This is a genomic window from Pseudoalteromonas sp. Angola-4 (assembly GCF_028599265.1).
Classification (GTDB): domain Bacteria; phylum Pseudomonadota; class Gammaproteobacteria; order Enterobacterales; family Alteromonadaceae; genus Pseudoalteromonas; species Pseudoalteromonas atlantica.
Genome location: NZ_JAQREK010000012.1, coordinates 44,383 through 64,134 on the forward strand (window position 1 = coordinate 44,383; position 19,752 = coordinate 64,134).

Annotated in this window: 16 protein-coding genes; 9 read left to right on the plus strand and 7 right to left on the minus strand. The window is 43.0% G+C overall.

Annotated features, from left to right (window positions below):
• Positions 1–297: 297 nt before the first annotated feature.
• Positions 298–1,287: a zinc-dependent alcohol dehydrogenase family protein gene (locus PSH48_RS13995; protein WP_273611768.1), complete on the minus strand. Its 990-nt coding sequence runs from the start codon at positions 1,285–1,287 to the stop codon at positions 298–300.
• A 301-nt stretch (positions 1,288–1,588) separates the two neighbouring features.
• Here PSH48_RS13995 and PSH48_RS14000 point away from each other — a divergent pair, with 301 nt between their 5' ends.
• On the plus strand, positions 1,589–1,828 hold the full coding sequence (locus tag PSH48_RS14000; RefSeq protein ID WP_004588182.1) for a YdcH family protein: 240 nt from the start codon (positions 1,589–1,591) through the stop codon (positions 1,826–1,828).
• A gap of 144 nt (positions 1,829–1,972) precedes the next feature.
• Here the strand turns inward: PSH48_RS14000 and PSH48_RS14005 are convergent, their stop codons facing one another.
• Entirely contained in the window at positions 1,973–2,800 is an 828-nt protein-coding gene (locus PSH48_RS14005; RefSeq protein ID WP_024032030.1) for an SDR family NAD(P)-dependent oxidoreductase, read from the minus strand.
• Between the two features lie 306 nt (positions 2,801–3,106).
• Between PSH48_RS14005 and galE the strand changes: the two genes are divergently transcribed.
• From galE to glpD, 7 genes are all read left to right on the plus strand, one after another.
• The gene (gene galE, locus PSH48_RS14010; RefSeq protein ID WP_004588180.1) at positions 3,107–4,120 is read left to right on the plus strand and encodes a UDP-glucose 4-epimerase GalE; all 1,014 of its coding nucleotides are present in this window, start codon (positions 3,107–3,109) and stop codon (positions 4,118–4,120) included.
• 1 nt (position 4,121) lies between these two features.
• Positions 4,122–5,186: a UDP-glucose--hexose-1-phosphate uridylyltransferase gene (locus PSH48_RS14015; protein ID WP_029774133.1), complete on the plus strand. Its 1,065-nt coding sequence runs from the start codon at positions 4,122–4,124 to the stop codon at positions 5,184–5,186.
• Positions 5,176–6,324 (plus strand): galactokinase, encoded by a 1,149-nt coding sequence (gene galK, locus PSH48_RS14020; RefSeq protein ID WP_024032028.1) that lies wholly within the window; start codon positions 5,176–5,178, stop codon positions 6,322–6,324. Before PSH48_RS14015 ends, galK begins: the two co-directional genes overlap by 11 nt.
• A 19-nt stretch (positions 6,325–6,343) precedes the next feature.
• A complete protein-coding gene (locus tag PSH48_RS14025; RefSeq protein ID WP_096738945.1) occupies positions 6,344–7,345 on the plus strand; it encodes a Gfo/Idh/MocA family protein in 1,002 nt (333 codons plus the stop codon).
• Between the two features lie 31 nt (positions 7,346–7,376).
• The gene (locus tag PSH48_RS14030; protein ID WP_273611769.1) at positions 7,377–8,705 is read left to right on the plus strand and encodes an alpha/beta hydrolase family protein; all 1,329 of its coding nucleotides are present in this window, start codon (positions 7,377–7,379) and stop codon (positions 8,703–8,705) included.
• A 205-nt stretch (positions 8,706–8,910) separates the two neighbouring features.
• Positions 8,911–10,413, plus strand: coding sequence for a glycerol kinase GlpK (gene glpK, locus PSH48_RS14035; RefSeq protein ID WP_039972273.1), 1,503 nt, complete (start codon positions 8,911–8,913; stop codon positions 10,411–10,413).
• 201 nt (positions 10,414–10,614) lie between these two features.
• Positions 10,615–12,120, plus strand: a complete 1,506-nt coding sequence (glpD, locus tag PSH48_RS14040; protein WP_273611770.1) for a glycerol-3-phosphate dehydrogenase — start codon at positions 10,615–10,617, stop codon at positions 12,118–12,120.
• 71 nt (positions 12,121–12,191) lie between these two features.
• On the opposite strand, the gene PSH48_RS14045 is transcribed toward glpD, so the two are convergent.
• Positions 12,192–13,148, minus strand: a complete 957-nt coding sequence (locus PSH48_RS14045) for a 2-dehydro-3-deoxygalactonokinase (RefSeq protein WP_273611771.1) — start codon at positions 13,146–13,148, stop codon at positions 12,192–12,194.
• Position 13,149: 1 nt separating this feature from the next.
• Positions 13,150–13,908 (minus strand): SDR family NAD(P)-dependent oxidoreductase, encoded by a 759-nt coding sequence (locus tag PSH48_RS14050; RefSeq protein WP_024032022.1) that lies wholly within the window; start codon positions 13,906–13,908, stop codon positions 13,150–13,152.
• Positions 13,909–14,086: 178 nt separating this feature from the next.
• Here PSH48_RS14050 and PSH48_RS14055 point away from each other — a divergent pair, with 178 nt between their 5' ends.
• Positions 14,087–14,788 carry a FadR/GntR family transcriptional regulator gene (locus tag PSH48_RS14055; RefSeq protein WP_004588172.1) on the plus strand — a complete coding sequence of 234 codons (702 nt, stop codon included), beginning with the start codon at positions 14,087–14,089 and terminating at the stop codon, positions 14,786–14,788.
• Positions 14,789–14,851: 63 nt separating this feature from the next.
• On the opposite strand, the gene PSH48_RS14060 is transcribed toward PSH48_RS14055, so the two are convergent.
• From PSH48_RS14060 to PSH48_RS14070, 3 genes are all read right to left on the minus strand, one after another.
• Positions 14,852–16,984 (minus strand): alpha-galactosidase, encoded by a 2,133-nt coding sequence (locus PSH48_RS14060; RefSeq protein ID WP_273611772.1) that lies wholly within the window; start codon positions 16,982–16,984, stop codon positions 14,852–14,854.
• 444 nt (positions 16,985–17,428) lie between these two features.
• Positions 17,429–18,907, minus strand: a complete 1,479-nt coding sequence (locus tag PSH48_RS14065; RefSeq protein ID WP_024032020.1) for an SLC5 family protein — start codon at positions 18,905–18,907, stop codon at positions 17,429–17,431.
• An 81-nt stretch (positions 18,908–18,988) separates the two neighbouring features.
• Complete coding sequence (locus PSH48_RS14070) at positions 18,989–19,750, minus strand: SapC family protein (RefSeq protein ID WP_273611773.1); 762 nt, start codon at positions 19,748–19,750, stop codon at positions 18,989–18,991.
• Positions 19,751–19,752 lie beyond the last annotated feature (2 nt).

Consider the following 19,752-nt stretch of genomic DNA (forward strand, 5'->3'; position numbering starts at 1 on the left):
TCATTTTAAAGCGTAATTATATACGATTAATAAAAGCACTATTGTTTATATTTGGTTATAAAAAAGGGTGCGCAAACGTTAATCAGGCGGGCATAAAAAAGAAAGAGGCCGGCGAGAATGCCGGCCTTAATGATACCAATCCGCAATAATACTTAATCATTTTCAGGGGCTAAACGTGTCGCTATCTACGTTAAAAAATTCTCATTTAGAGCAACTAAATAGCGAATTTTTTGCCTTGCTATCAACACGCTTTTCCATCCTCAAAATAGATCACTTAATTATGCGGATTGGTATAATTTATTGTACAGAAATAACAACTTTACCCATAGCTTGGCCACTTGCTAAGCGGTCATGCGCTTTAGCGGCTTCTTCTAAGCTAAAGTCTTGCTCATCAAGTACTGGGCGCATACCGCCTGCTTCAACAATTTGCGTAAGTTTAGTAAGTTTGTCGCCGTGGTCTTGACGGTTAAAGTCGTGGATCATTGGAATAAGCATAAAGATTACGTTTAACGATAACCCTTTAAAGTGTACTGGGCTTAAATCTACTTCTAATAAAGAAAGCGTTGTAGATACCTGTGCATTTAGCTTTGCTGCAGCAAATGAGTTAGTCAGGTTACCACCACCTACGGTGTCAAATACCATGTCAAAACCAACGTTGCTTGTGTGTTTTTCAACGTACTGCTCTACGGTTTCGTCTTTAAAGTTTATGCCTGTAGCGCCAAAGCTTTCTATTAGTGCTAGTTGCTCTGCGTTACCGCCAGTTGAGTAAACATCAGCGCCAAAATGCTTAGCTAGTTGTACTGCTAAATGGCCTACACCACCTGCGCCGCCGTGTACTAATACTTTTTGGCCTGCACTTACACTTGCACGTGTTAAGCCTTCAAGTGCTGTAATACCTACAAGTGGAATAGCGGCTGCTTCTTTCATGCTTAGGTTTTTAGGTTTGTGAGCAATTAAGCGCTTATCAGCAAGAATAAACTCAGCAAGTGCACCTGGTAAATCGCCTAAGCCACCAGCACAACCATATACTTCATCACCTACTGCAAAGTCTGTTACGCCTTCGCCAACAGCTTCAACGGTGCCTGCAAAGTCCATCCCTAAAATGCCCGGTAGTTTTGGAGCAAAGGGTAAGTCAGCACCCATTTGACGAATCATCATATCAATTGTATTTACGCTTGTTGCGGCAATACGAACTAACACATTACCTGCTGTTACTTGTGGTTTTGCAACCTCAGCTGCTAAAAACTCTTCAGTGCCACCAAAATTATTAATTGTCATTGCTTTCATGGGTATTGCCTCTGTTATCTGTTGATAAGTAATTGTGTAATGAAGCTTCATTGTAGACACACCCTTTACAAATGATAATAAGGCTAAACATACAATCAGTTTCAAAATAATATTTATAATAAAGTTTAAAAATCACTCCATCACAGTTTAAAAGTAGGCATTAAACAAAATGCTACCCAGTCGCTGCGCTATATCAATTTAAGCTAGCTATGGTTGATTTATTATTGTCTAAGCCCCAGAGTAATATATGAAAAGGTAGTAATTCACTTAAGTAACTCATTTATCCTACTAAGGAGCGAATATGTTAGGCGAAGACCACTCACTTACCAATGACTTTCCGCAGTACCTAAATACCATTGCAGAGCTAAACAAAAGCGACACAGAATTTGCTAAAAAGGCAGATAAATACGACAAGCTAGATAAAGAGATTCGTGTTTTAGAGCTTAAAGATGCGCCCATTAGCGATGAGCAAATGAATCAACTAAAACATGAGCGTTCAGAATTAAAAGATTGGTTGTACGAGCGTTTACAACAAGAGTAATGTTGCACGCAAAAAAAAGAGTTCACCGTTAGGTGAACTCTTTGACGATCAACAAAGGGTAAAACATTTAAAGCACATATCGGCTTTATAAAAACAACTAGGCCTTATAAGGCATGAGTAAAATCTTTTCGCGTTATTTTGCTACTAGCTATCAGCATTTAGCTGAGCAAGCAGGCTATCTAACGTATCAACTAACTGCTGATTTTTAGCAGGGTTGAGCGCATCTGGATGTGGCGGTGCAAAGCGCTCTGCATCGTTATCGAAATAAAGGCCAGTGGCATCTTTAAATTCGTCACTTAATGCGGCGCGGCAAAAAATATCAGCGCCTAGTTTTAAGTCGCCACCAGCAAGCCCGTAAGCATCTTTTACCATTTTACTACCTAGTAACGACTTAGGGTTTACCGCAACAACTAATGGCCCACTGCCTTTAAGTGCTAAACCTAAGTGACGCGACCACATAGTAATAGCCAATTTGCTTTGCGCGTAGGCTGCGCTATCTGATAGTGGCTTTTTGCCCACTAACGAGTCAAAGTTAACGCTGGTTTGTGCAGCCGATGACACGTTAACCACACGTGATTGCGTGTTCATTACAGGCAGTAACGCTTTAGTAAGTAAATAAGGCGCTAACGTATTAACTGCAAACCGTGCATCTAGCCCATTTACAGTAGTGATATTTGCCAATTTATAAACACCGGCGTTATTAATAACTACATCAAGTATTTTATTCGCGTTTTGTAAGTCGGCTAACACTGACTGAGCCAAGGTGTTTACTTGCGCCATATCGCTTAAATCGGCAATGTAGGTCGCTGTGCTTGCTTGCGGGTAATCAGCGTTTAAGCTTGCTTGTACGGTATTTAACTTGTCTTGGTTGCGCCCGTGTAATAATACAGTATGCCCTTGCGCTAACAACATTTTAGCGGTCTCTAGGCCAATACCGTCGGTGGCACCGGTTAATAAAATTGTTTTTTTCATGTTGAACGTTCCTTTTTGTATTAAGACTTTGGCCATTGCATTAACGACAAATTACACACGCATTAGCTCACTGCTATTTATTAATAGTACCACCACTTTTAGCGACTAATAATTAGTGGCTCAGTAGAATCAGTTTATAGAATTAATTGATAAACCTATGCGCCCTTATTAAGTAGGTATAGCCATTGTGCCTTTGCTTGGGTAAATTTTAAGCTTTTATTTGAAATAACGGGCAATCATAACTATTGTTTTTAAATTACCTTAATAGTAGTATTTATCATATAAATACACTTTTCGAGAAAACACATGAAAGTTTTAGTTACAGGCGGTATGGGTTATATAGGTAGCCACACATGTATTGCCCTTCATGAGGCAGGCATTACCCCAGTTATTTACGACAACTTATCTAACGCAAGCCCCCGTGTGCTTGATCAACTCGAAAAAATTACCGGTACCCGTTTTGAGTTTATTTTAGGTGACATTCAAGACGAGCAGCAGTTTAAACTTGCCCTTAAACACAGCCAAGCTGAGGCTGTATTTCACTTTGCAGCACTAAAAGCGGTAGGTGAATCAACCGAGCAACCACTGCGTTATTACCAAAACAATGTGTCGGGTACATTAAGCATGCTACAAAACATGCAAGAGGTAGGCGTTAACCATATAATATTTAGCTCATCGGCCACTGTGTACGGCGAGCCAGACTACCTACCTATTGATGAAAAACACCCTATACGCGCTACTAACCCTTACGGTTGGACCAAAGTGATGGTTGAACAAGCCATGCAAGACGTATGTAATGCCAACAGCCAATTTATGGGCATTGCTCTTCGCTACTTTAACCCAGTTGGTGCACACCCAAGCGGCTTATTAGGCGAAAGCCCAAATGGTATCCCAAATAACTTAATGCCATTTATTGCTCAAACTGCGGTAGGTAAACGCGAAGTGGTGAATATTTTTGGTGACGACTACGACACCAAAGATGGCACCGGCGTGCGCGACTATATTCACGTTTTAGATTTAGCTAAAGGCCATGTAGCGGCCTTTATGCAACACAAAACAGATACCGCCTTTCATGCTTACAACTTAGGCACAGGCCAAGGGTATTCGGTGCTTGATATGATCAAAGCATTTAGCGCATCAGCCAATAAAGATATTCCTTATAAAAGTGCACCGCGCCGAGCAGGCGATATTGCCTGTAATTACGCCGATGCCACAAAAGCGCAAACCACCCTTAACTGGCACGCAGAACTAACACTGAGCGACATGACTAACGACACATGGCGCTGGCAAACTAATTACCCAAGTGGGTTGGAGAGTTAACATGGCTTTATTAGAAAGTACTCACAGACGTAAAAACCCGCTAACGGGACGCTGGGTATTAGTATCACCGCATCGTAATAACCGCCCGTGGTTAGGCGCTACAGAAGCAGTAAACGAAAGCGTACTACCAAAACACGATGAAAGCTGCCCACTTTGCCCAAGCAACACCCGTGCAAATGGCGACAGCAACCCAGATTACAAATACACCCATGTATTTAGAAATGACTTTGGCGCACTGACCCCTAATGAGAGCGAGCAATCGCAAAGCTTAGACTCAGACAGCGATTTATTTATTGCTGATGAAGCAAGCGGCGAATGCCGTGTAATTTGTTTTTCGCCAGAGCATAACAAAACACTGCCAGAGCTTGAGCACGATGCCCTACACGAAGTAGTAAAAACCTGGAAAGACAACTACACAGAACTTGCACAACACTATGAATGTGTTCAGGTGTTTGAAAATAAAGGCGAGATCATGGGTTGCTCGCAACCTCATCCACACGGCCAAGTATGGGCGCATTCGCACTTATCAACCGAAATAGAAGCCGAAGATACCCAGCAGCTTGCCTATTTTAAAAAGCATGGCAGCGCGATGCTTGCCGATTACGTGCAAAAAGAGCAAGCAGATAAAACCCGCGTCGTATTTGAAAACGAGCACTGGCTTGTGGTGGTGCCATTTTGGGCAGCGTGGCCGTTTGAAACACTGCTTGTAACTAAAGATAACATTCAAAACTTTAGCCAGCTAAACGATGCGCAAACAGACGCCCTAGCACAAGCGCTTAAAGTATTAACCACTAAATACGACAACGTATTTAATTGTAGCTTCCCGTATTCTATGGGGTGGCACAATGCACCGGCTAATCGTGGCTCAGATGAGCAACATTGGCGCTTACATGCCCATTTTTACCCGCCGCTACTTCGCTCTGCCACCGTTAAAAAACACATGGTTGGTTACGAAATGCTAGGTGAAAGCCAGCGCGATTTAAGCGCAGAAACAGCTGCCTCTATTTTACAAGCAGCCAGTACCACACACTATAAAAAAACAGCAGGACACACAGATGACGCTTAACGATTTTCAACAACAATTTTTATCACTGTACGGTGCGCCTGCTCAAGGTATTGCTGCAGCACCTGGGCGTGTAAACCTAATTGGCGAATTTACCGATTATAACGACGGCTTTGTATTTCCGTGCTCGTTAGAGTTTCGTACTCAAGTTATGTTTAAAGAGCGCGACGACAACATCATTACTGTGCATTCGTTAAATTACCCAGGCGAAAAAGACAGCTTTAGTGTTGATGAAGACATCAGCGAAGGGCAATCGCAATGGGGTAACTATATCCGTGCCGTGTCATTTGTACTAAAGCGCGCGGGCCATACTTTACGCGGCGCCGATTTACTTATTGACAGTAACTTACCGCAAGGCAGTGGCTTATCTTCATCGGCGGCATTAGAAGTGGCCATTGGTGGTATGTTTAACCATATTGCACAGCTTGGTTTAAGCGAAGAAAAAATTGCCTTACTAGGCCAAGAAGCCGAAAACGACTTTATGCATTGCCAATCGGGCATTATGGATCAGCTTATTTCGGCAAAAGGCGAAAACGGCCATGCGCTTTTAATTGACTGTGAAAACCTAGCAACTGAATCAGTAAAAGTACCCGATGATTTAAACATTGTTATTGTTAACTCTAACTACCCACGTAAATTGGTAGATAGCGAGTACAACCAACGTCGTGTTGACTGTGAGCAAGCAGCTGCAAAAATGAATGTAGCCACGCTTCGTAAAGCCACCATGGACACGCTTGAAGCAACTAAAGATGCACTAAGCGAAAACGAATACAAACGTGCACACCATGTAATTAGCGAAAACGAGCGTGTAATTGCAGCAACTAAAGCGCTGCAAAATAACGACATTGATACGCTGCGCGAGCTAATGGCGGCATCGCACCAATCGCTTAAGCATTACTTTGAAGTAACCGTGCCAGCGACCGACGGCCTAGTAGAAATTTGTAAAGAAGCGATGGGCGAACGCGGTGCAGTACGTATGACCGGTGGCGGTTTTGGCGGTGCGATTGTGTGTTTATGCCGTGATGCAGAAGTACCACTTATCAAAGCAGCGGTTGAGCAGCACTACTTTGAACGTTTTAATTTAAATGCCGACATTTACGTATGTTCAGCAGGTTCAGGATTACAAATTACGTCTTTTTAAACATCATTAAGGAATAAGCATGGCAAAGGTTAATTGGGGTATTATTGGGTGTGGCAATATTGCTCACACCTTTGCTAAAAGCATTGCGCATTGCGCTAATGCACAGCTTATTGGCGCAGCATCGACCAGCGAGCAACGCGCAAAAGAATTTGCCACACACTATTCAGTTAAAGGCTATGAGAGCTACCAAGCCCTTATGCAATGCCCACACATTGACGCCATATATATTGCTAATACCCACGAGCAACACTTTAAAACTATTGCGCAATGCTTAGTGCACGATAAGCATGTACTCAGCGAAAAGCCCATTACTGTTAATGCACAGCAACTCATAACCCTTAGCCAGTTAGCCGAGCAACAAAACTGCTTTTTAATGGAAGGTGTATGGATGCGCTTTTTACCTGCCATAGTAAAACTGCAGCAGTTATTAAGCGAGGGCGTAATAGGCAAAGTACACAGTGTGAATGCCAACTTTAGCCTAGCGGGCGACTTTGCTGACTCACACCGTTTAATGAACCCTGCGACCGCAGGTGGCGCATTGCTTGATTTAGGTATTTACCCTATATCGATTGCCGATGTGGTATTTAATAAAGCCCCTGAACAAATTAAATCATTAGTACATAAAAGCACGACCGGCGTAGATGAGCGCAGTGTAACCCTTATAAATTACGGCCAAGGGCAATTTGCGCAGCTTAGTAGCGCGTTACAACAAAATGGCCCTACCGAAGCCTGTATTTTAGGGGAGCATGGGTATATTCGCATTGCTGAATTTGTTGGTGCACAGTCGCTAGAGCTTCATTTAAACGCACAACAAGTGCAGCAGTTTGATTTTAGCTTTAATGACGATGAAAACTTTAAATTTGAAATTGCGCACGTTAGCGAATGTATTTTACAACAACAAAAACAAAGCAATGTACTACCGCTCAGCACAAGCCTGCGGGTAATGCACATAATGGATACGCTTCGGGCGCAGTGGCAGCTTAAATACAGCGATAGCGTTGAAGCCCATCAGCTAGATTAATAATAAAAAATACACACAACAAGGATACACAATGACAACCACACACACGTTAAAGGCGCTTTCAAAAGCCTTGCTGCTAGCAACGGGCTGCTTAACAGTAAGTACTGTTTTTGCAGATCAAAAAACGCCAGAGCAACTCTACCCACCTTTAACCAGCGAAGTACTTCCTGAGCTTGCTGCTAAAGGTAGTTACAGCGTTGGCGTACAAACGCTTGATTTAGTAAATCCCGCGCAGTTTGACCCTGCAACCCAAGCTAAAAAAGATCGCCCTTTAAAAGTAGAAGTGTGGTACCCAGCAGCAGACAGTGCAAACGCACCCTTAACCAGCTACAGCGACATAACCCGTACAGGTAAAACGTTTACCTTACAAGCCGATGCCATGCGCGATGTAGCCATTAATAACAAAGAGCACTACCCTGTTATTGTGCTCTCACACGGTTATACCGGCTATCGTACAATTATGTATTACTTGGGCGAACATTTAGCATCGCACGGGTACATTGTGGCAGCCATAGATCATACCGACTCAACCAATGCAGATGTTGATTTTAAAAATGCGCCGTTTTCGGGCTTTTTTAGTACCCTTATTAACCGATCACGCGATCAACAATTTGTACTTAACTACTTTAACGAACAAAACAACTTTGCCAGCAAGCAAGTGGATAACAAAAAAGCAGGCGTAATTGGTTACTCTATGGGTGGTTTTGGCGCGGTTAATACAATTGGTGGCTGTTATGACTTTAACGAGCAAACCACTGCAATGTTTACCGGTATGAAAGACCCTGCACAAATTAAACAAGTGCAGCAATTACTCAATAGCTGTGCGGGTGGGCAATATAAAAACCCACAAGTCGATTCGCGTATTAAAGCTATGGTGGCCTTTGCGCCTTGGGGCGGGCAACATAACTTATTTAATGCCAGTGCTATGCAAAACATTAAAGTGCCTTCGCTTTATATCGCGGGTAGCTTAGATGATATATCCGGTTATGAAGGCATTAAAAACCTATATAACCAAACGGGCAGCCCCGACAAGTACCTGCTTACTTACAAAAATGCGCGCCATAATATTGCGCCGCACCCTGCTCCTGCTATTGCCAAACGTAGCAGCGAATTAGATATAGGCCATTACTACGAGCCATCGTGGTCAATGCGCACCCTAAACGAGACCAACAAACACTTTGTACTTGCTATGATGGACTGCCACGTAAAAGGCATTACCAGCCAATGTGAATACCTAGACTTGCCACAAAATGGCGACCAAGCTGTGGTTAATGGTAAGCCACTACCAGCATGGCATGGGTTTGATAATCGTTTTTCTACTGGTATGGATTGGCAACAAGCTAAACCGCGCACCAAGTAACACAAACTTTGGCGGCTATTTTTATATTTAGCCGCATACGCACTTAAAATAATGCTGCTATAAAACACCTGTTATTTAAAAGAGTTAGCAAATAAAAACAGCGTGCTTATTTTTTAAACGGCTATTTTAAGAAAAAATCATTGCCATTAATGTAAGTTAAAGGCAATCTAGTCATATATAAGATAAGATAAATAACACAAATATCATGTCAAAATACATACTCTCAATTGATCAAGGAACCACAAGCTCTCGGGCCATCTTGTTTACAAAAGATGCAGACGTTTTTGGCTCAGCACAACAAGAATTTTCGCAGCATTTTCCGCAAAATGGTTGGGTAGAACACGACCCTAACGATATTTGGCAAACCGTGCTAAGTACCAGCCGCGAAGTATTAGCAGATAAAAACGTTAAGCCTGAAGAAATTATTGCCATTGGTATCACCAACCAACGTGAAACCACTTTAGTGTGGAACAAAAAAACCGGCAAACCTATTTATAACGCCATTGTGTGGCAAGACCGCCGTACCAGCGATTACTGCGAAAGCCTAAGCACTGACGAGCTTTGCCAAACCATAAGCGATAAAACCGGCTTACTGCTAGACCCGTATTTTTCGGCCACTAAAGTACGCTGGATTTTAGACAACGTTGAAGGCGCACGCGAACAAGCCCTTGCAGGTGAACTGGCATTTGGTACCGTTGATACCTACTTACTATGGCAGTTAACCGGTGGTAAAGAGCACCGCACCGACGCCACCAATGCATCACGCACTATGTTATTTAATATTCATACTCAGCAATGGGATCAAGAACTACTCGATTTATTCGAAATTCCTGAATCTATGCTGCCCCAAGTGATGGACTCAGCCGACGAATTTGGCTCAACCAGCGACGATATTTTTGGTGCACCAATACGCGTATGTGGTATTGCCGGCGACCAGCAAGCAGCCCTTGTTGGCCACGCATGTTTTGAGCAAGGTATGGCAAAAAGTACTTACGGTACGGGCTGTTTTTTAATGCTGAATACCGGCGAAAAAGCGCTTACCTCTGAAAATCGCTTACTAACCACGGTGGCTTATAGGCTAAATGGCAAACCAACATATGCCATTGAAGGCAGCATTTTTATGGCAGGCGCCACGATGCAGTGGATTGTTGAAGGCTTAAAACTATTAAGCCATGCCGGAGAGAGCGAATCGTTAGTAAAAGATGTGCCGCTTGATCATGGGGTATTTTTAGTGCCTTCGTTTACAGGTTTAGGCGCGCCCTACTGGGACCCAAATGCACGTGGCGCTATTTTAGGTTTAACCCGCGACTCGGGCATTAGCACCATTGTTGCAGCTGCACTGCAATCGGTTGGGTATCAAACCAAAGACTTACAAAAAGCAATGGAGCGTGATGGCTTACGCCCAAGCGTGTTACGGGTAGATGGCGGCATGGTTAAAAATAACTGGGTACTGACCTTTTTATCAAACATTTTAGGCGCAACGGTAGAGCGCCCAACAGTGACCGAAACCACCTCTTTAGGCGTAGCATACTTAGCAGGCTTACAAACCGGTGTGTATGAGTCAACTGAGCAATTAGCAAAAATGTGGACCTGCGACCGTCGCTTTGAGCCAACAATGAGCGCTGACGAACGTAACGATTTATACGCAAAGTGGCAGCACTGTGTAGCGCAAGTTTGTCTCTCTAGTGACGATAGCAAACAAGCGTAAAACGCCCAGCCGCTAATTAAAATTAGCGGCTTACAAAACACCGGCAACAGCGCTTAAATGGCACGTTGTACGCTGTATGTTTTAAAAAGATCACGATTAAAAATTAACAAGCAAAAAGCGCGGTTATCTGTTGTCAAATAAGAGCCGCAGCTTTATGATGCTATATGTCTTATTTATATTACAAATAAAAAGGTTAGCTCGGTGGAATTAGCAGATAACGAATACGACCTACTCGTCGTCGGTGGCGGTGTAAACGGCACTGGAATAGCAGCTGATGCAGCAGGCAGAGGATTAAAAGTTCTATTGTGTGAACAATCAGACCTTGCCAGTGCAACGTCTTCAAATAGTTCTAAGCTGATCCACGGCGGTTTACGCTACCTTGAACATTACGAATTTAGATTGGTAAAAGAAGCCTTGGCTGAGCGCGAAGTGCTGCTTAAAAATGCCCCGCATATTATGTGGCCGCTCACCTTTAGGCTACCGCATCAATCGCACCTACGCCCTGCATGGATGATCCGCATTGGCTTATTTATGTACGACAACCTAGCTAAGCGCGAAACACTGGCTGGCTCGCGTGGCATTAAATTTGGTGAAAACAGCGTATTAGAACCTTCAATTACAAAAGGGTTTGAATACTCAGATGGCTGGGTTGATGATTCACGTTTGGTAATTTTAAACGCCTTAGCAGCCAAAAACAAAGGCGCAAACATTGCTACGCAAACCAAGTGTGTAAGTGCAAAACGCATCGATAACCAATGGCAAGTAACGCTTGAGCAACAACAAACTAAGGCGCAACAGACTATTAAAGCCAAAGGTATTGTTAATGCAGCAGGCCCCTGGGTTGCAAAATTATTTGACGAAGCACTGATAGAAAAGTCACCACAAAATATTCGCCTTGTTAAAGGCAGCCATATTGTGGTGCCGCGTATTCACGATGAAAAACAAGCCTACATTTTACAAAATAAAGATCAGCGCATTGTGTTTGTTATACCGTTTGAAGATGACTACTCGCTAGTAGGCACCACCGATGTTGAACACAAAGGCGCAGCGCAAGATGTAAAAATTAGTGATGAAGAAATCGATTACTTAATCGATATTACTAACAGCTACTTTAAAAACCACATTAAACGCGAAGACATAGTACATACCTTTTCGGGTGTGCGCCCACTGCTTGATGACGAATCAGTGAATGCACAAAAAGTAACGCGTGACTACAAGTTAGAACTTTCAAGTGAAGGCAAACACACACCACTGTTAAGTGTGTTTGGTGGCAAAATTACCACTTACCGTAAACTTGCCGAAGCTGCAGTGAATAAGCTTGAAGAATTTTACCCGCAAATGAGTGAAGCGTGGACCAAACACAGCGCCTTACCTGGTGGCGATTTTAGCTCGGTAGAAGCGCTGACCAATGAGCTTAAAGCGACTTATAGTTGGTTACCAGAAATCACTCTTAAACGCTTCGTACGTACCTACGGGACTCGTGCAAAACTAATTTTAGGCAGTGCAACCCAGCTCAGTGATTTAGGCCAAGACTTTGGTCATGGCTTATTTGCAGCAGAAGTTGATTACTTACTAAATGAAGAATGGGCGGGTAACGCTTACAATATTTTATGGCGCAGAAGTAAACTAGGACTGCGCTTTAATGAAGCACAAGTGGCAACGCTTAATCATTATATTACGCAAAGCCAAGCGGCTAAAACAGCCTAACAGCCGCTTTAACCCTTACTTAATTTAAGAACTAGCCCCCAATAATTGCACAATCAATATTGGGGGCTTTTTTATATTTGCTTGGCTTTATTACTATTAAATAAGTAGTTAAAACCACTTAACGTAGCCTCTTTCACGTCAAACTCTAAACATTGCACACCAATGCAATTTAACGCATGGGTAAAGCAGGTATTTAGTTGCTCTGTGCCAATAACCACTACTTTAGAATTATTCACTAATTGCCACTCACTGGCATGGCGTGCAGCGCGTACATCGCTACCAATAAGCACGCCCGACAAGTATGCCTTGGCTTGCACTGGTGTTAACTCTTTTGAAAGCTGGCGCGTACGGACACTAAAAATACCGTGCGCCAAATTACCGCTGTCACTGCCTAACGTGAGTTCACAGCCTTGCTCAAATGCATGCCAATCAAACTCCCCCGCTTCACAGTCGTTAGGAATAAGCACACTTTGATGACATAGCAAGTCGTATAATTCGCCGGTCATTGCGGTTTTAAAACAGATAATTTGGCCATCTTTTAACAGCACCCATTTAGTGTGGGTACCGGGTAAACAAATAAGTACGTTGCCTTGCTGATAGGCCGGGTTTTGTTTTAAAAAACCTAATATTTGCAGCTCTTCGCCGCGCATTACATCAAATAAATTGTTTTGTAATATGCATTTTGTACCAGGCAAAGCACTGACTGTGTTACCTGCACAATCAAAATTAATTGCGCCACTAAGTAGGCTTTCGGGGTTTATGGGGCACGCTAAATAAGGGGTTTCTTTCCAGCCAATACTTGAGGTGATTTGCCCTGCCATATAAATAGGTAAAACGCCGTATTCGCTGGTCCATGGTGCAACGACACCAATTAAAGTATGTTCAAAGTTTTGTTTATCTCTAATCACACCTGGGCCGTCGCGCTGAGCAATTAAAGTTAACTGCCCTGTGGTATTTACGCTGCATAAATAGGCGCGTAAATGACTCGTGCCCCAATCTACGGCTATAAAAAGGTTTAAGTACTGCAACTTAGAGCCTCCCACCGTCAATTTTAATACCTTGACCGGTGATCATACTGCTTTCGTCGGCAGCTAAAAAAAGTGCCAAATTAGCTACATCTTCAGGGGTTACTAACTTTTTAAGTGCCATGGCTTCCATCCACTTCACTTGCTCTTGCTCGGTAAACCAACTGGCTAATTGGCGGTCGGTGGCAACCCAACCCGGTAAAATAGCATTCACCCGAATACCAAATTCACCATAATCGCGTGCCAGTGCTTTAGTCATGCCGATTAAACCGGCCTTTGCCGTTACGTAACCCGCCATTTGTGGCTGCCCCATGATGGCATTGATAGAGCTAAAATTAATAATGCTCCCCGCGCCTTCGCTTTTCATAAAAGACATAGCGACTTGCGAGGCAAAAAACGCCGGATTTAAATTAATTTGTAGGCATTGATCCCAATCTTGTACTGTAACGTCTTCACTGGCTTGGCGGCGGTCATTGGCTACATTGTTTACCAGTACATTAATAGCGCCTAGTTCAGCACATGCATCTACCAAAGATTGCTGTAAAGCATTTGAGTCGGTTACATCAACCTGTCTAAACCACAATTTGGCGTTTGGCAGTGAGGCTATAAGAGATTGGGCAGCCTCGTTATTAATATCTATAAAGGCAATTTTGGCAGCTTGAGCGGCAAACGCTTTTACCATTGCACGGCCAATGCCTGAAGCGCCCCCGGTAATAAAAACAACTTTGCCAGAAATACTGGGATAGTGAGCGTGATTATTCAAATGCGTTTCTCCATAATACAGACTGCCCCTCTCAATATTTATAATTATTTGCTAAAGAGGATTACTGTTACAGCTGTGTTAAAATACTTGCCTTTAACAAAGTTTATAACATATCCTTTCGTACATTAATATGATATATGATATATAATAAAGCAATAACTCATTCGGATAACGCTCAATGAAAAGCCAACCTCGTCAAAATTTAACACAACAATTAACCCATGATTTAGGCTTTGCAATTGTGCGTGGCGTTTACCCAGTTAACGAAGGCCTGCCCTCAGAAGCTGACCTATGCGTAAAATACGATGTGAGCCGCAGTGCAACACGCGAAGCTGTAAAAATGCTCTCTGCTAAGGGCTTAATATCTTCTCGCCCTAAGCAAGGGATCCGCGTACTGCCAGAAAGCAGCTGGAATATGTTTGACACAGATGTACTGCGCTGGATTTTAAGCAGTAAACCGTCGCTTTCTTTATTAAAAGAGTTTACGCAAGTACGTGTCGCACTTGAGCCACAAGCCGCTGCCCTAGCAGCTGAAAATGCCAGCGCCGAACAACTTGCTGAAATAGACAACGCACTTGCCCGCATGGCCGATGCAGACCAAGGCTTAGACGATCCGCTTGAAGCCGATATTGCCTTTCATACCAGTATTTTAGTAGCCAGTAATAACCGCTTTTTTGTACAGCTCACTGAATTTATTAGCACCGCGCTGCGCGTAAGTATTCGTTACACCAACCACATTAAAGGTGTGCCCGGGGCCGACGTTGCAAAGCATGCTGATATTTTAGATACGATTAAATCGCGCAATCCAGAGCGCGCTAAAAAAGCAGTAGAAACCATTTTAGAAGAAGCGCTTGAGCTGATTGAGTCTAAACTCGACTAATAGCTTAAAAAACATTATTAAAAAAGGGAGCTAATTAGCTCCCTTTTTACTGCTTGCTATATTTTAAGCTTTGTTAAGCTCAAAAATAAGCGATGTTTGCGGGAATGAAATTGGCATTTGTAGGCCAAATTCCATCAACGCTTCACCCGTAAAAGTTTGCCCGTTAACAGCGGCAATAGACGAAGGTCGGTATTCTTCAAATTTAACAGGCCACACTAAATTAAGTGTGTACTGCGTATCTACATCTAAACCAACAAAACGAAGCTTATTAGGCGCAGTGCGCGGTGTTTCGCGTACACTGTTATACGCAAATAACGCTTTTGATTTTTGCTCGTCGATTAAACCAAAGTTAATTGATAAATCGTCGCTATCGAGGCGGTACAAATCGGCAGCATGAATAAATTCACGGTGCTCTTTGTGCAGCGAAATAGCCGCTTTAAGCGCATTGTATTCGTGATCGGTTAGCTCGCGTGGGTCCATTTCTATACCCATATGGCCAAACATAGATACCGCAGCACGCATTTCAATACTGACATTACGACCTGTGATATGACAATCACGAGGGCCTACGTGTGCACCCATAACCGACGATGGGAAGAAGAACGAACAACCACGTTGAATTTCAAGACGGTCAAGTGCATCGTTAGAATCTGACGTCCATACACGGTCTGTGTGTGCAAGCACACCATAATCTACACGGGCACCACCTGAAGAACAGCTTTCTATTTCAAGGCCAGGGTGAGCCGCTTTAATACGATCGATTAAGCGATACAGTGCCAGTGTTTGCTGATGCACCGCAGGCTTGCCTGAGAAGTTACCCGCGTGGTTTATATCGCGGTTCATATCCCATTTAATGTACTTAATTGTTGGGTATTCAACTAAAATGTCATCAATCGCTTTGTATAGGTATTCAACAACCTCAGTCCGCGTTAAATCAAGCACTAGCTGGTTTCTAAAGCTAAGTTGCTCGTTATTTTCTGAGCCTAATACCCAATCAGGATGAGCGCGGTATAAGTCACTATCTGGGTTTACCATTTCAGGTTCAAACCAAATACCAAACTCCATGCCTAAGCTGTTTACATGGTCAATCACTGGCGATAGGCCGTCAGGGTAAATTTCGTAATCTACGGTCCAATCACCTAGGCCTGCATAATCACCTCGGCGACCTTTAAACCAACCATCGTCCAGTACAAAACGCTCAATACCTAATGGCGCTACTTTATCGGCTAACTGCTTTAGCGTGTCTACATCATGATCGAAGTAAATACCTTCCCACGTGTTGTAATGCACTGGGCGTGTTTTTTCGCGCTGTGCTTGGCTAAGTAAGTTAGCTTTAACAAAGCGATGAAAATTACGCGACAGCGCACTAAAGCCATCGCTCGAAAACGAGCCATAAATACTTGGGCTTTGATACGTTTGGCCTTTAGCAAGGGTTAGCTCGCCCGGTAATAATAACTCACCCATTTGCACATAGCGGCGCCCTTCTGGTAGTAGCTCAGCGCGTAGCTTGTTGTTACCGCTCCAACCTAAATGAAAGCCATAACACTCGCCTTGTTGCTCGCCTGCGCCTTCGCTATGAACTAATAAACCAGGGAATACGTCGTGCGATGTTTTACCTTTGCGGTTTTCGCGTACAAAGCTGCCTAATACTAAATCAACCGATTGGCGTTGAAACTCGTTAGACCAACGTCCTTCAAAGCTCACTAGTTTGTTCGTACTATCGGGTAGTTGGAACGTAGGTGCGGCGCAAAAATTAACGCTTAGCGGTGCATCACTTAAATTGGTTAATACGGTATGCGCACTTAGCACATCGGTGTTGCTATCAAGTGTGATGCTGTGCACTACTTCAATACCACGCAGCTCATCAACACTTACAAACTCTAAACTAGAAGGGGTTGGCTGACGAACATCTTGAAGAGCAGGCCCAACTGACCAAGCTATGGTGTCGTTTGACAGCTCTAGCCCTGGCGCGCCTGTAAAGCCTTCACCTAATAGTGGAGAAAGAGAAATAGGTGCTTCTTCAACCACGGCACATTTTACTTCCTGACGAGTCGCAAGCTGAGTTAGCATTGTTTCAGTTGTTTGCTCAGATAGGCGCTTACCAAAATAAAGTAACGCTGGTGTTTTGCTCTGGCAGTCGAAAATAACGGTGCTGTTTGCGCTGTCTAATCGAAAGAATGGTTTAATATCAGCCATGATTCTCCTGTCCTCTTTAATGAAGATGAGTTTAATACGCGAGTACATTATATGTGTGCTTACTCGCCGCTTACTGCATCAAATTGCAGTCAGTGATTTTATAATAATAGTATATATCATACAAATTACTTTTAGATAGTGTTTACGGTGTAATTTAGCCAATATTATTACTGGCTATACCAGTCATTAACTTAAACAGCGGTTAAAAAATTTAATACCACCTTGAGCAATATTATATTTAGTGGGCTTTTAGCCTGGGGTAGTCTGTAAAACCCCGCAGGTAGTCACACGTTTAGCCCCGCAAAATGATTAAGTATTATTGCGCATGGGTGTTATCTACAGTGTCGGTTAATTGAATAAATAAAAATCGGCCTAAGTTACCTTAGGCCGATTTAGTAATGTGTTAACTGGCTAATAAAAAGTGACTTAACTTTTTACTGCTGGTTATTTTGGTGCGTGCACTGGTGGCGTATCTTCAATAGCAGGTGTTTTACCTGCCCACTGTGCATTTAAACCAAACACTACTTTATTAACGATTAACGCAAAGGCTACACATACAATAAGTGTAATTGGCATTAAGTGAATATAGTGTAGTTCAGTATGTAGCGGCGAATTTTCAAACGTCAGCATGCCATACATAACCACGCCTAGAATTACCGCGGCTATACCTGCACGCGCATCTACATTTTTAAACAATAAGCCCACTACAAAAATTGAGAATATAGGCATACTTAATAAGCCGTTTAACTGTTGTAGTAAGTTAATAATGCTGTCGGCTTGCTGATAAATTGGCACAAGCACAAGCGTTAAGCTAGTAAGTAACAACGTAACGTAGCCGCTTAGCTTTACTACACTTGGCTCTTTATTAAAGTAAGCTTCGTGAATATCACACACGTAAAGTGCCGTAGCCGAGTTTAATAAGCTGTTATAAGTAGAAAGCACTGCCGCCGCCATTGCTGCGGCAAACACGCCCGTTAACCATGCAGGCATTACATCACCTACAATTCGGCCATAAGCTGCATCGCCAATGTCGCCATACAATTTGTACGAAATAATACCCGGTAGTACCACAATCGCCGGTACAATTAAAAAGCGAATACCCGCTGCTGCAAATATCCCTTTTTGCGCTTCTTTAACGTTTGGCGCAGCCATTGCACGCTGGGTAATGGTTTGGTTAGTACCCCAGTAATACATTTGAATAAAGATCATACCGGTTAAAAGCGTAGGCCAAGGGATTGGCGAGTCAGCATCACCAATTAATGTTAAGCGCTCTTGTGGAATACCGCTAAAGTCGTAATCAATCGCGTTAAGCGCTAAAAATACGACCAGTATTGCCATACCTAACACTAATAAACCATTGTAGGTATCGGATACGGCAACCGCACGTAAGCCACCAAAAAATGCATAAATAGCCCCTACTAAAGCAAATGCGGTCGCTATGTACATTAGCGGAATATCAACTTTAAACATGGTTTGCATAAATAGCGCACCAGAATAAATAACCGCAGGCATGTAAATTAGCGCATTACCTAAAAAGAATAAGCCACCAATAACAGCGCGAATGTGCTTGTTGTTGTAGCGTTTTTCTAACAGCTCCGTGGTGGTTGTACAGTTGTACTTGTAATAAACAGGAATAAATACTTTGGCTAAAATAATAAGCCCTAAAATAGCCGCCAATTCCCACCACACAAGCAGGGCCATTTGATTGCCATTCATGCCCACCAGCTGGTCGGTACTTAAATTTGTGAGCGTAATTGAGCCTGCTACAAACATCCAAGTAAGGCCACCGCCCGCTAAAAAATACTCTTTTGTTTGATTATCACCACTATTACGGTTTTGGCCTCGGCACTTCCAATATGTAAGTCCACCAATTAAAGCGGTTACAAAGAAAAAAACCACCAACTGCAAAATGTTGTCTGACATGTGTGTGTCTCCAGCGCGTTAAACGCAATGTCTGTCTATGTGAACGTATTAACCTATGAAGGCTAATTAATAAATTGCACCTTACAGTGCGTGTGCATCTCGACTTAGTTCTAACTTAATTTGCTTTAATGGCATAAGTTCAGGATGCTGGTTGTGACGCTTTACTAACGCATTTAACTGAAACAACGAAATAAGCATGCTGTTAAGTACGCTCAGGTAACCTTGTTTGTGTAAATTGGCAATGGTATCGCTGTCTAAAGTTTGCAGTTTATCTTCATCAACAGTGCTCAAACCTTGAATAGTTTGCGCCTCGCCTTGTTCAAACTGCAAAACAATATCTATGTTTTTAATAAGCCCTAAGCGGGCAATTTCTTGGGTAAATTGGTACGTTTGGTAATCATTTTTTAAATCGCTTTCTAGTAGCTTTTGCTGCGCACTTAAATACAGGCTTGGGTTGCCTTTGGCATCAAATAACGGCTCGCCTTGCTGGGTATTAACGGCTGAGCTTTGCTCATCAATAGCAATAAAGTACTCACTGCTATTTGCCTCACGAGTGAGTAGATAAAGCGGCTGGGTTTGCATGCACACAGGCGTGTACAGCGCTTGCCATTGATTGTTACTCACAAATAAACTTTGCTGAGCACTAAAGCTGGTTAAGCCCGAAATAGTGTAGCTGCCGTTGTGTGCGTTACGCGCTAAAAAAATAGGTAAATCGCAGGCCGCTTTTGCTACTTCGTTTGCACGTAGATTAACTAAATGCTGTGTTTTTGCGTATTCAACACCCGCATTAGGGTTAATTTTTATTGCTTGGTGTTGAGTATTTGATAGTTCACTAATTGCCATAG

Bases quoted from the DNA above. Each gene is read 5' to 3' on its own strand.
- PSH48_RS14055 (WP_004588172.1), top strand. From the start codon at position 14,087: ATGAAAAGCCAACCTCGTCAAAATTTAACACAACAATTAACCCATGAT.
- galK (WP_024032028.1), top strand. From the start codon at position 5,176: ATGACGCTTAACGATTTTCAACAACAATTTTTATCACTGTACGGTGCG.
- glpK (WP_039972273.1), top strand. From the start codon at position 8,911: ATGTCAAAATACATACTCTCAATTGATCAAGGAACCACAAGCTCTCGG.
- PSH48_RS14015 (WP_029774133.1), top strand. From the start codon at position 4,122: ATGGCTTTATTAGAAAGTACTCACAGACGTAAAAACCCGCTAACGGGA.
- PSH48_RS14065 (WP_024032020.1), bottom strand. From the start codon at position 18,907: ATGTCAGACAACATTTTGCAGTTGGTGGTTTTTTTCTTTGTAACCGCT.
- PSH48_RS14000 (WP_004588182.1), top strand. From the start codon at position 1,589: ATGTTAGGCGAAGACCACTCACTTACCAATGACTTTCCGCAGTACCTA.
- PSH48_RS14070 (WP_273611773.1), bottom strand. From the start codon at position 19,750: ATGGCAATTAGTGAACTATCAAATACTCAACACCAAGCAATAAAAATT.
- galE (WP_004588180.1), top strand. From the start codon at position 3,107: ATGAAAGTTTTAGTTACAGGCGGTATGGGTTATATAGGTAGCCACACA.
- PSH48_RS14060 (WP_273611772.1), bottom strand. From the start codon at position 16,984: ATGGCTGATATTAAACCATTCTTTCGATTAGACAGCGCAAACAGCACC.
- PSH48_RS14030 (WP_273611769.1), top strand. From the start codon at position 7,377: ATGACAACCACACACACGTTAAAGGCGCTTTCAAAAGCCTTGCTGCTA.
- PSH48_RS14025 (WP_096738945.1), top strand. From the start codon at position 6,344: ATGGCAAAGGTTAATTGGGGTATTATTGGGTGTGGCAATATTGCTCAC.
- PSH48_RS13995 (WP_273611768.1), bottom strand. From the start codon at position 1,287: ATGAAAGCAATGACAATTAATAATTTTGGTGGCACTGAAGAGTTTTTA.
- PSH48_RS14005 (WP_024032030.1), bottom strand. From the start codon at position 2,800: ATGAAAAAAACAATTTTATTAACCGGTGCCACCGACGGTATTGGCCTA.